The organism is Methylobacillus methanolivorans (genome assembly GCF_054588515.1).
The window spans coordinates 341,364-354,156 of record NZ_BAAILT010000002.1 but is presented as its reverse complement, the minus strand read 5'-3'; the positions used below and the strand labels follow the sequence as shown (position 1 = coordinate 354,156).

The window sequence follows — 12,793 nt, the reverse complement described above, 5'->3', positions numbered from 1 at the left end:
TAAACAGTAGCGCCCAGCTTGCATGTCTTACACTTCTTCTCGCCTATACAAAACTTTACCCACACAATAGAATGAGAAATATTCGCAGTTTTATTCCTCATTCATGTCTGTCAACCAACCTCAAGAACAGTTACTTCATCGCCTCTATAGTCACCATCATGGTTGGTTACTAGCTTGGTTACGCCGTAAGGTGAAGCAAAGTGAACAGGCGGCAGACCTGGCACAAGATACTTTTCTGAGCATACTGAACGCCAACAATGTGCAGGACATCCTCGAGCCGCGCCCTTTCCTCGCAACCATTGCAAGGCGGCTGGTTGCCAATTACCACAGGCGGCAAGTGATTGAAGCAGCATATCTGGATGCATTGGCAACATTGCCCGAAGCCCAGGTGCCATCCCTTGAAGAACGCGCCTTGGCACTGGAGTTATTGCAGCAAATAGACCATACCCTGAACAAGCTGCCGATCAAGGCCAGGCAGGCTTTCCTGCTTGCCCACCTAGAAGGCCTATCCTATGCAGAAATCGCAGTGGAATTGCAGGTGTCCACCAGCTCAGTGAAGCAATACCTTACCCGCGCCAATCAGCAGTGCTTTTTCTCCATGCTGTAATTTGCAAGATGCACTCCTCCCAGTTTTCACCTGACGTTTCCAAGGCTGCTGCCGAATGGCTGACCTTGAGCATGGATGCAGATTTCAGCCAGCAGGATATCGAACGCCTAGAACAATGGCGTAATGCGGACCCGGAACACGAGCGTGCCTGGCAACATATAGAACACATCAGCGGCAACCTGCAACGCCTGCATGGCAAGGCTGCTGCACAGACCTTATCTAAACTTCACTCTACATCGAAACGCTCCACACTCAAGGCACTGGCCTGGCTAGGCTTGCTCACTGGTAGCGGGCTATTAGCCAGTCGCACTGAAACATGGCAATTACACATGGCGGATTACAGCACTGGCACTGGGGAGTTGAAAGACATCACGCTGGAGGATGGCACCCACATTGTGTTAAATATGCGCAGTGCGATTGATGTGCGCATCAGCGGTACACATCGCTTGGTTACCTTGCTGCATGGCGAGATGATGGTCACCACCGGCCATCAAGCAGGCGAACAGCGCCCTTTTACTGTTGCCACGGCACACGGCAATATCACGCCGCTGGGCACACAGTTCAATGTCAGGCTCACCGATACCAACACCCAAGTTACCGTGCTGGAAGGTGCAGTCAAAGTGACCTCACAAGATGGCAATCAAGCCATTGTGCATGCGGCTGAGCACACTTCGTTTACTGGCAACGTAATAGCACCAATCAGCACAGCAACTATGCAAGTCAGTGCCTGGCGCAAAGGGTTATTATTTGCAAACGATATGCGGCTGGCTGATCTAGCAGAGGAGTTACAACGCTATCGCCCTGGCTTTATCCGTTGCGATAAAGCTATCGCAGAGCTAAAGATATCCGGTGTATTCCCGCTGCAAGACACCACAGAGGCACTTGATGCCATCCCCAACTCCTTGCCGGTAAACATTGTTTACCGTACCCGTTACTGGGTGCGCATCACGCAAAATCATGCGGTTTAATGCATCATCAAGCCGTCATCGCAAAAAAATTTAAAAAAACACTGCCCGATTCTCATTCTCAAGTGACCTCCCTGATGTAATCCTTTAATCAACCATCAGGGAGCACCATGAATCACCCCCATTACAAATATAAAACACTGCAACTCGCCTTGTTCATGGCACTAAATACCAGCTTTGCACATCAAGCTTTTGCAGCAGAAACCACCACAAGCACTCAGGCAGCCACACAGCAATACAACATTGCCGCAGGAGAGCTAAGCACAGCTTTGCAGACATTAGCAGGTGAAGCTGGCATCGTACTCACCTTCACCCCAGAGCAAACAGCGGGAAAGCAATCCAAAGGCCTGAATGGCCGATACACACTGGAGCAGGCATTCGACACTCTGCTCGTAGGAACCGGCCTTGCCGTTAAAAAGAACCAGAACAACCAATACTCCCTGATTAGACCTACCAATGTCTCAATCAGTAGTAAAGAGCGCACCGACATGTTGCCGGAAGTGACTGTCACTGCAACAACAAAACGTGATGCAATAACAGAAGGTAGTGGCAGTTACACTACCCGCACGACAGCGGCTGCAACAGGTCTACCTCTATCCATCCGTGAAACTCCACAGGCAGTCAGTGTATTCACTCGACAGCGAATCGAAGATCAAAACCTAGTCACCGTGGCGGATATTCTCGGCAATGCTGCTGGTATTGCCACACTGCAGCTAGATAGTGAACGCATCACATTTTCCTCGCGTGGATTTTCCATTGCAGATATTCAATATGATGGTATTTCCACTTATTACAAAAGCAATTACGCCGCAGGAGAATCCGAACTAGATTCTATTATCTATGACCGCGTCGAGATCGTGCGCGGCGCCACCGGCCTGCTCACTGGAGCAGGCGAACCTTCGGCCTCGATCAACCTGGTGCGCAAACGTGCCGACAGCAAGGAATTCAAGGGCACGGCCTCAATCAGTGCCGGATCATGGGACAACTACAGAGGCACCATTGACCTTTCGACACCGTTGACAGAAAGCGGCCGCGTGCGTGGTCGTATCGTAGCGGCTTATCAAGACAAGCATGCATTCTTTGAACGCTATTCGCGAGAAAGCCAGGCCATATACGGCGTCGTTGATATCGACCTCACTGATGCCACGACGCTGAGCTTGGGCGCAAGCTATCAAAAAAGCAATGCCGAAGGACTCACCTATGGCGGCGTACCACTCTGGTACTCAGATGGTAGCCGGACAGACTTCAAGCGTTCGTTCACTGTAGCTCCGAAATGGAACAGTGAAGATATTGAGGCAAAAAACCTTTTCGCCAACCTAGACCACCGCTTCGACAACGACTGGACAGCACAATTGCGCATGATGCGCACACGCAATGACGTCGACAATAAAAGACTGTTTGTCTGGGGAGTTCCCGATCCCGACACCGGCTTAATCAGCAGAACCCCTTCCCGGGCCCGGTTCCCTGGATATCGTGAACAGAACAGCTTTGATGCCCGCGTGTCCGGCCCCTTCCATCTATTTGCGCGTGAGCACGAGGCTGTCATCGGCTTCAGCTACTTTAATCATGAATATTCTTTCAACCGGATAGGAGCAAGCGCAAGTACGCCTTGGAGTTCCCCATTAAGCGTATATGACTTCGGCAATGTGTCGGAACCGGTGTGGGACTATTCAACCACCACACTCTCCGAGCGCAACCACACCAAACAAAAAGCTGGTTATGCCGCCTTGCGCCTATCTCTCTCTGACCCTCTGAAACTAACACTTGGCGGCCGCCTTACCCAGTATGACCGCGAGGGCGCTGGCTGGGCATCTTCAGGTCAGTACAGCTATAAGGACCACAAATTCATTCCCTATGCGGGATTAGTCTATGACCTGAACCAGAACTACTCAATTTACGCGAGCTATACCAGCATCTTCAACTTCCAGGATTACCGCGACCGCAGCGGAGCATGGCTAGCGCCAATTATAGGCAAGGCCTACGAAACCGGACTCAAAAGTGAACTCTTGGGAGGTCGGCTGAATGGATCAGTATCACTGTTCAAGATTGAGCAGGACAACCTCGCCCAACAAGACACTGGTTATTTAGTTCCCGGCACCTCCACATCAGCCTATTACGCCGCTCAAGGGGCTACATCCAAGGGGGCCGAACTAGAGCTATCTGGAGAACTTGCCAGTGGCTGGAATGCTTTCTTTTTTGCTACTCGCTATAGCGCCAAGGATGCGGATAATAACGCCGTGAATACGTTTCTTCCACGCACCATGTTACGCATGTTCACCACCTACAGGCTGCCGGGAGAGTGGAGCAATCTAACGGTGGGTGGCGGTGCAAACTGGCAAAGCCGCATTTACTATGACAACATCGGCCCCAACGGCGAGAAACAGGAGCAATCGAGCTATCTGCTGGCAAGCCTGATGGCCCGTTATCAATTCTCGCCCACGCTGTCTGCTCAGATCAACGTGAACAACCTGTTCGACAAGGAGTACCAAACCGCTGTCAACTGGTATGGGCAAGGCATCTGGGGTACACCAAGAAACCTACAGGCCATCCTGACCTACACATTCTAGATCAAGCCCTGTATTCTTAGTCGTCACTTTGCGTGCCTGCATTCAAAGTGACGCTATTTGTCGCAAAAAGTAGCTGGCAGCGCAATCCCACAGCGCTTCCGAATATCATCATCGACATCTCAAATCTTCCACGTTTTCTTGCTGCATATGGGTAGATCAGCCGAGTCTGGGACTTCGTCGCCCTCTTAGGTTATAATTCAAGGTTTTATGGATCATGTGCGATGAGCCGTGGATTTGTAAAAGAGGATGATCTGGAGCATGCGGGCACGGACTTACCGGAACGCCCGCTCAGTCCACACCCCAATTACCTCACGCCCAATGGTTTACAGCAGTTGCAACAACAAGCCAGCGCGTTGGAGCAGGAGCGCCTGCCGCTGACTCAACGCAAGGAAGACCCAGTAGCTCAGCAACGGCTGGCCATGATAGACCGCGACCTGCGCTATTTGCAGGCCAGGCTGGAATCGGCAATCCTGGTCGACCCCACAGCACAACCGGCTGGCACGGTGCTATTCGGTGCCACGGTAGATGTGGAAGATGAACACGGCGACAGCCATCGCTTCATGATTGTGGGAGAAGACGAGGCCGACATCAGCAGCAACCGCGTCAGCTGGGTATCGCCGCTGGCCAGGGCGCTGATCGGGCAGAAAGTCGGCGATAGCGTCACCTGGCATCGCCCGTTGGGCGACCTGGAGCTGGAAATTATTGCGATTCATTATTGAGGAATGACATACCATGAATGTGATTGAAGCCATTGAAAGTCGCCGCTCGGTGAAAGCCTACGACGCCAGCCACACGATGTCCGAGGCGGAGATCGACAAGTTGTTGTCGCTGGCCGTGCTTTCTCCCACTGCCTTCAACATCCAGAACTGGCGCTTCGTGCTGGTGCAAGACCCGGAGCTGCGCAAACAGGTGCGCGCGGCAAGCTGGGACCAGGCGCAGGTGACCGATGCCTCCCTGCTGGTGGTGCTCACTGCTGACCTCAAGGCTTGGGAAAAAGAGCCGCGCCGTTACTGGCGCAATGCGGAACAGCCCGTACAAGATTATCTGGTGAATGCGATTGATGGCTATTATCGAGGCAAGGAACAGGTGCAACGCGATGAGGCCATGCGCTCCTGTGGTATGGCAGCGACTACGCTGATGTTAGCTGCCAAGGAACTGGGCTATGACTCCTGTCCCATGGATGGCTTTGACTTTGATGCAGTTGCAAAACTACTTAACTTACCTGCCGACCACACACCTGCGATGTTCGTTGCCATTGGCAAGGCCATCCAGCCAGCACGCCCACGCGGCGGTCAATTATCGCTGGACGAAGTGGTCATTCGCAATACATTCAAGTAACACTTAAACACAGAATATTTTTAGGCTTTTTAGGAAAACACCGTGTTAATCAGTAACAACATCACTATGCAGTTTGGCGCCAAGCCATTATTCGAGAACGTATCGGTCAAGTTTGGTGACGGCAACCGTTACGGCCTGATCGGCGCCAACGGCTGTGGCAAATCGACGTACATGAAAATCCTGGCGGGTGTGCTGGAGCCCACCTCTGGCAACATCTCCCTCGATAACAATGAACGCATGGCGTTCCTGCGCCAGGATCAATTTGCCTATGAAGATCAACGCGTGATCGACGTGGTGATGATGGGCCATGAGCAAATGTGGAAGGCGAATGTAGAGAAAAATGAAATCTACATGAACCCTGAAGCCACAGAAGAAGATTACATGCGTGCCGCCGAACTGGAAGGCGTGTATGCAGAATATGATGGTTATACCGCTGAAGCTCGTGCAGGCGAACTGTTGCTTGGTGTGGGTATCCCGATTGAACAACACAATGGCCTCATGAGCGCAGTAGCGCCAGGCTGGAAATTGCGGGTATTGCTGGTACAAGCGCTGTTTGCCAACCCTGACATTCTGCTGCTGGATGAGCCAACCAATAACTTGGACATTAACACCATCCGCTGGCTGGAAGATGTGCTGAACAATCGTGATTGCACCATGATCATCATCTCACACGACCGACACTTCCTGAATCAAGTCTGTACGCATACTGCGGATATGGACTTTGGCAAGCTGACCGTCTACCCCGGCAATTACGATGACTACATGGAAGCATCAGCCCAGGCACGCGCGCAACAAGCCAAGGACAATGCCAAGGCCAAGCAACAAATTGCCGACCTGCAAGAGTTCGTGCGCCGCTTCTCCGCAAACGCCTCCAAGGCGAAGCAGGCAACCAGCCGCGCCAAACAGATCGACAAGATCAAGATTGAAGAATTCAAGCCTTCAAGCCGTCAATATCCGTTCATCCGCTTTGAATATGACGAGCGCGACAAGCTACACCGCAACGCTGTGGAACTGAAGAAAGTCAGCCATGGTTTTGATCGCCAATTGTTTAATGACGTGGAATTAATTTTTGAAGCCGGTGAAAAGGTCGCGATCATCGGGGAAAACGGCATTGGTAAAACCACCTTCCTACGTTGCCTGGCCGGCGACCTAGTACCGAATCACGGTGAAATCAAGTGGACGGACAAGGCCAAGCTGGGTTATTTCGCGCAGGATCACGAATACGAGTTTGAGAAAGACCTCAACCTGTTCGACTGGATGTCGCAATTCACGCAACAAGGCGATGACGATCAATCCGTACGCAGCATGTTGGGACGTTTGCTGTTCTCCGGCGAGGATACCAAAAAGTCCGTCAAGGTATTATCCGGTGGTGAAAAGGGCCGCATGCTGTATGGTCAGCTAATGCTGGCTCGCAGTAACGTGCTGCTGATGGATGAACCCACCAACCACATGGATATGGAATCCATCGAAGCACTGAATACTGCGCTGGACAAATACAAGGGCACCTTATTCTTCGTCAGCCATGACCGCGAATTCGTCAGCTCGCTGGCTACCCGCATCATTGAAATCAAGGCCGATGGCATTGTCGATTTCAGTGGCAATTATGAAGACTACCTCACCAGCCAAGGTGTTGAATAATCAGACCTGAATATTCTGTCTAAATAAAAAAGGATTGCATCTGCAATCCTTTTTTTATGCTCATCACTGCCTATTCACTTGAGTTTGGTATAACGGTCATGATATTGCTCAGCAATATGCTGGAACTGATCTTTCACAGCAAGAAATGCATCAACGATATCAGGATCGAAATGCGTGCCGCGCCCCTCAATAATAGTTTGCACCGCCACATCGTGATCGAATGCCTGTTTATATACCCGCTCACTGATCAAGGCATCATAGACATCAGCCAATGCCATCAAACGTGCTGAAACAGGGATATCTTCACCACGCAGCCCATCCGGATACCCTGAACCATCCCAATGCTCATGGTGCCACATGGCGATTTCGCGCGCATATTGCAGGAAGTTGTTTTCGCGCCCAATCAGCTTTTCTGCCTCAATCAAGGCATTGGCACCCAATTGGGCATGCTTTTTCATGATCTCGTACTCTTCCGCCGTCAATGGCCCGGGCTTGAGCAGAATATGGTCGGGAATACCTACCTTGCCAATGTCGTGCAATGGGGCAGATTTGTATAGCAACGCAATCACCGGAGTGGTCAGTTGCGCAGAAAATCGCGGGTGATCGCGCAGCTTTTCCGCCAATAACCGCACATAATTCTGCGTACGGCGAATATGGTTTCCAGTCTCGTTATCGCGTGTTTCAGCCAGCGAGGCCAAGGCATAGATGGTTACGTCCTGGATCAGTGCGATCTCGCGCGTGCGTTGCTCAACCTGGTACTCCAGGAAACGGCGCTGATCCTTGAGAAAAAGATGCGTCTGGATACGGGCTAATACAATGGGAGGACTGATGGGCTTGACGATGTAATCCACTGCACCTACATCAAAACCACGTTGTTCGTCTTCCATGTGAATTTTGGCCGTCAGAAAAATGACAGGAATATTTTCTGTCACCGGATTAGCCTTGAGCTGTCGGCAGACTTCATAACCGTCAATATCCGGCATCATGATATCGAGTAAGATCAAGTCAGGCTGTGCCTGCATCTGCGCTACATTGAGGCCATCCACCCCGCTGGTGGAGACTTTGACTTGATAGAACTCACGCAGCAAGGCATTAATCACCGAGAGATTTTCCGGGGTATCGTCAATGACCAGGATCGTTTGTTTGCTTTTTGTATCCGGTATATTGTGCATCGCCGTGATTCCTAGGAGATTTTTCTAATGAGAAGTTGTGACCAATAATGGCTTCACCAACAGTAAAGCCGCATCAAATTGATAAACGCTGACAAACTCAATCAACCTGCCATATTGCTGTGCAGTCAACATCGACCTTAACTCCGCTGACTGCTGAGTAAGAAAATCCTGCACACTGGCATCTCTTGCTTCCAGATATTGACTTAACTGCTGTAGCAATCGCTGCCGCTCCTGCTGTGTAAGTTGAATCGCCGAGGTTTCGGCAACTGGATGTGCCAATACGCGCATCACCGCTGCTATGGCATCCGTCAACGCTACATCAAGCTGCTCCAGCACTGCCTTCTCATCCCTTGCCTCGACCAAGACTTGCTCAAGCTCTGCAGCCACATCAGCCAAGCCTTGTGCCCCCAAGTTAGCCGCCACACCTTTCAAGTTATGTACCAGCCTAATGGCATCAGCTTGACGATGCTCCAGTAAGTTGCTGCGTATCTGCTCCACTGTGCCTTGCTGGCTCTGACTAAATTGCATCAGCAAACGACGATACAACTCCTGGTTACCCGCAACACGCCGTAATGCATCTGAGACATTAAACCCTTGAATTTCCAGCACTGTATATTCCCCTGCAATGTATGCTGCATTTTCAACTGCAGACTCATGTTGAACATAAATACAGGCAAGAGCCTGATAGAGCATATCTGGATCAATCGGTTTGGTGATATGGGCCACCATGCCAAGCTCTATGCAGCGCTGGCGCTCTTCCATGGTGGCATGCGCCGTCATCGCCAATATCGGCAAATGATCGAAACTTGGATTGGCTCGAATCTGGCGTGTTGCCTCGTATCCATCCATGATTGGCATCTGTAAGTCCATCAATACGGCATCATAATGCGCACTTGGCTCACCAAGCTTATCTAGTGCAACCTGACCATGCTCAGCAATCTGTACGATTGCACCCACAGCCTGTAGTAGCTCAGCAGCAATCTGCTGATTGATTTCATTATCCTCGACCACCAACAAGCGCATGCCTGTGAGATCATAATGCTCGCCTTGAGGCACGTACTCCCAGTTTTCCATGGGCTTACTGTAGATACCGACCAATGTATCAATCAGGGTGGATTGGCTCACAGGCTTGATGAGAAAACCTTCTAGCTTCAAATCCTCGCATTCCTTGATGATTTCATCACGCCCATAGGCTGTCACCATGATAATGGCAGGCATTTTGCTCAAGCTACTGTCGTGTCTGATCAGGCGAGCAGCCTCTAGCCCACTCAAGCCGGGCATTTTCCAATCCATCAACACTAGGTCTACAGGCAAGACATGTTGCATATCCCTGACTGTCGCCACCGCCTCCATGCCTGAATTGGCATGGCTGATCTTGCAAGGCAGGAAGCTCAATTGGCTAGCAAGAATGCTCCTGGCCGTGAGGTTATCATCCACCACCAACACATGCAGGTCATTGAGTTCATTGGTGAGGATATAAGGCCTAGTTGGCTGTCCATTGCCAAACCAGGCAGTAAACGTAAATGTGGAGCCTTGCCCGGGCATGCTGGTTACCCAAATATCCCCTTGCATCATGCCAACCAGCCGTTTGCATATGGTCAGGCCCAAGCCGGTACCGCCATATTTACGCGTAGTGGAACCATCGGCCTGCACAAATGGCTGGAATAGGCGCGAGCAGGTTTCCTCATCCATGCCAATCCCGGAATCGATCACGAAAAACTGCAACTTGATCTGTTGATCATTGGAATCCAGGAGTTGGCAGCGAATAATGACTTCACCGTCGTGGGTGAACTTGATGGCATTGCTAACCAGATTAAGTAAAACCTGCCCCAATCGTAAAGGATCACCGACCAAGTTACGTGGCACATCATCCGCTACATCAAACAACAACTCCAAGCTGGCATCACTCGCAGGATGTACCAAGGTATTGGTGACACTGCTCAAGACCTGGTCAAGCGAGAATTCCACCTGCTCAAGATCCATCTTGCCTGACTCGATCTTGCTGAAATCCAAGATGTCATTGATGACTGACAGTAATGAAATACCTGCGCTGTGGATTTTGGTAATGTAATCACGCTGCCTGGGGTCCAACTCAGTTTTCAAGGCCAAATGTGCCAAACCAATGACTGCATTCATTGGAGTACGGATTTCATGGCTCATATTGGCAAGGAACATCGACTTAGCCAAGGTCGCCTCTTCTGCCATGTCACGTGCCAGACGCAACTGCTCATCGATTAGGCGTTTTTCCGTAATGTCCTCAAACTGCCACACGCTATGATGCTCAGGATCGTGAATATCGACGGCATGACCAAAAATCCGACACCACAACTTACTATCATCCTTGCGGGTGAATTGATGTTCACCGATATAAGTCTCACCGTGCCGCAACATGTCGTAACTTTTGCCTACTAGGGCAAAATCCTCATCGCTCGAGAACCACTCCCGGGTTGAATGCCCGAGTAACTCACCTGGTTCATAGCCCAACATCGCCTCAAATTTGCGGTTGCACTGGATAACACGACGATTCCTCAACTCCAAGATACCCAATGGAGCAGAATCAAACAAAGCTTTTTGCTGGTCAATGGCAAGGCTCAGCGCCTGCTGAGCTTCACGCTGCGCGGTAATATCGACAATAGACCCAACCAAGCCACCTATCGTCCCATCTGGCAATTTGAAGCCACTGACCCAATACAGCACCTGATGCATTTTTCCATCGGCAAACCTTAATGACAGGGCTTTATGCACCGTGGCACCCGTCGCGATTACGTGCTCATCTTCATCCTGATAAGCCAAGCGATCCTCATATGGCAAATACTCCATTTCCAATACTGTCTTGCCAATCATGTGATCTCGGGGAATACCAAACTCATGCTCATAAGCACGGTTACACCCAAGAAAGCGGCTATCACTGCCCTTGAAGAACAAGGGGCTGGGAATATTATCAATCAGTTGCTGCAAGAACAGGCTTTGTGACCTAATTTCCGTCTCGATGCGTTTGTGTTCAGTCACATCCTCGAGAAAACCGTTATATACCAACTCCCTTAGCAGGGTATGCCTGGGAATGGCACGAGCACGTATCCATCGAAACTTATCGCCTACTTGCAAGCGGAACTCACCCTCCCACAACTGCTTGTGATCCTTGGCGTGACGCAATGCTAGTAATAAATCCTGTTTATCCTCTAGCACGACATGCGCAAAAGCCTCCTGCCAATTCGCCAATATCTGCTGTTCTTTCACCTCAAGCAGTTGGCAGGCACTGGCGTTCACAAAAGTAAAACGCGCGGGCGTACCATTGCCGGCATGGATCTGGAAAACTCCCACAGGTAAATTGCCAGTCAGGCTATCCAACTGCTCTTGCGACAGTTTGACAGCACGTTGCTCACCCAACATGCGATACAGCAGACCTGCAAGCAGCAAGGAAATCAAAACGCCCATCCCAACAATCGCCACTAGCGACCACGCATGTTGATCAGACAATCCCGCATGCGGATGCACCACCAAAGTGCCAGAAAAATCGGCAACATTGAACGGCAGACTGACATCGAATACGCCTGGCTCATAAGCTTGTTTGGGATCTAGCTGAAGCAAGCTACTATTCTGGCCAATGACTTGCAGGACAGGCAGCCGCATACCTGCATGGTCAAGCAGGATGACATCCAGGCCCAGCTTTTCAGCCTGCTGCTCCACAGTATGCAATAATTGCTGTAGAGATAAGCGACCAGCCACATAGCCAGTAAGGGCAGCCATATTGCGCTCACCCCCTGAAAAAACAGGCACAGTGACCATGATCTGGCGAGTATCCATCTGGCTCACCATCACCGTATGTCCATTAGCCACCCCCTGCTCAAGCACCTCAAAATCAGGCATTCCAGCAGTATCTACCCCCAATAAGGAAGGATTGGCTGTTTCCTCAAAGGACATCTCACTATAGAAAATTGGGAAATACTCGGCGCGAACATGGGCGGGAACAAAAGCACCATTGCTAGACTGTTCCAGCAAGCGGAAGCCTATCAGCCCATCCTGCGTAGCCGCCTCTACCAAACCCGGTATCTCGGCGGCCTTGACGCGGGGCCTCCACTGTAACTCAGTGAGCATATGACTATGCTGGAGTGCCTGTACGGCAAACTCGGCAAACTCTTTGCGACTGACAGATTGACTAGCATTGAACAACCATCCCGTCGCCTGCACAAAGTCTATGGAATGCTGGATTTCAGACTGGATGGAATGCTGGAGTTCTTGACTAGCCGTGTGTACCAGCTCGAACTGACGGGACTGTAGGCTGCTGTTATAAAACTGAGCACGGGCGATGATTGCCGTTACGACCACACCGAGGATAAATACACCTGCGGCCCATGACCACCCATATTTTTTCTTCCCCATAAGCACTTTCGTTCAGTGTAATTGTTATGAAGCATGGGATGCGGGCAAGTTGCCCCCATAGCTTCTTCGACAATGCTTCTACTGGTACTTAAAATACTAGGCAATCGGATCTCCCCAAATATCCGT

8 protein-coding genes are annotated in these 12,793 nt (G+C 50.8%); 6 read left to right on the top strand and 2 right to left on the bottom strand.

What is annotated here, in order from left to right; all coding sequences use genetic code 11:
- Positions 1-103: 103 nt before the first annotated feature.
- The 6 genes from LG202_RS02970 to LG202_RS02945 all read left to right on the top strand — a co-directional run bounded on the left by LG202_RS02970 (position 104) and on the right by LG202_RS02945 (position 7,115).
- Positions 104-607 carry a sigma-70 family RNA polymerase sigma factor gene (locus LG202_RS02970; RefSeq protein ID WP_230346930.1) on the top strand — a complete coding sequence of 168 codons (504 nt, stop codon included), beginning with the start codon at positions 104-106 and terminating at the stop codon, positions 605-607.
- 8 nt (positions 608-615) lie between these two features.
- Entirely contained in the window at positions 616-1,575 is a 960-nt protein-coding gene (locus LG202_RS02965) for a FecR domain-containing protein (protein ID WP_230346929.1), read from the top strand.
- A 107-nt stretch (positions 1,576-1,682) separates the two neighbouring features.
- Positions 1,683-4,139 (top strand): ferric-rhodotorulic acid/ferric-coprogen receptor FhuE, encoded by a 2,457-nt coding sequence (gene fhuE / locus LG202_RS02960; protein ID WP_230346928.1) that lies wholly within the window; start codon positions 1,683-1,685, stop codon positions 4,137-4,139.
- A 221-nt stretch (positions 4,140-4,360) separates the two neighbouring features.
- Complete coding sequence (locus LG202_RS02955; RefSeq protein ID WP_230346927.1) at positions 4,361-4,858, top strand: GreA/GreB family elongation factor; 498 nt, start codon at positions 4,361-4,363, stop codon at positions 4,856-4,858.
- A gap of 13 nt (positions 4,859-4,871) precedes the next feature.
- Positions 4,872-5,477 carry a nitroreductase family protein gene (locus LG202_RS02950; RefSeq protein ID WP_230346926.1) on the top strand — a complete coding sequence of 202 codons (606 nt, stop codon included), beginning with the start codon at positions 4,872-4,874 and terminating at the stop codon, positions 5,475-5,477.
- Positions 5,478-5,519: 42 nt separating this feature from the next.
- Positions 5,520-7,115: an ABC-F family ATPase gene (locus LG202_RS02945; RefSeq protein ID WP_230346925.1), complete on the top strand. Its 1,596-nt coding sequence runs from the start codon at positions 5,520-5,522 to the stop codon at positions 7,113-7,115.
- A 74-nt stretch (positions 7,116-7,189) separates the two neighbouring features.
- Here the strand turns inward: LG202_RS02945 and LG202_RS02940 are convergent, their stop codons facing one another.
- Positions 7,190-8,287 (bottom strand): response regulator, encoded by a 1,098-nt coding sequence (locus LG202_RS02940; RefSeq protein ID WP_230346924.1) that lies wholly within the window; start codon positions 8,285-8,287, stop codon positions 7,190-7,192.
- 24 nt (positions 8,288-8,311) lie between these two features.
- On the bottom strand, positions 8,312-12,667 hold the full coding sequence (locus LG202_RS02935) for a response regulator (RefSeq protein ID WP_230346923.1): 4,356 nt from the start codon (positions 12,665-12,667) through the stop codon (positions 8,312-8,314).
- Positions 12,668-12,793: the final 126 nt, after the last annotated feature.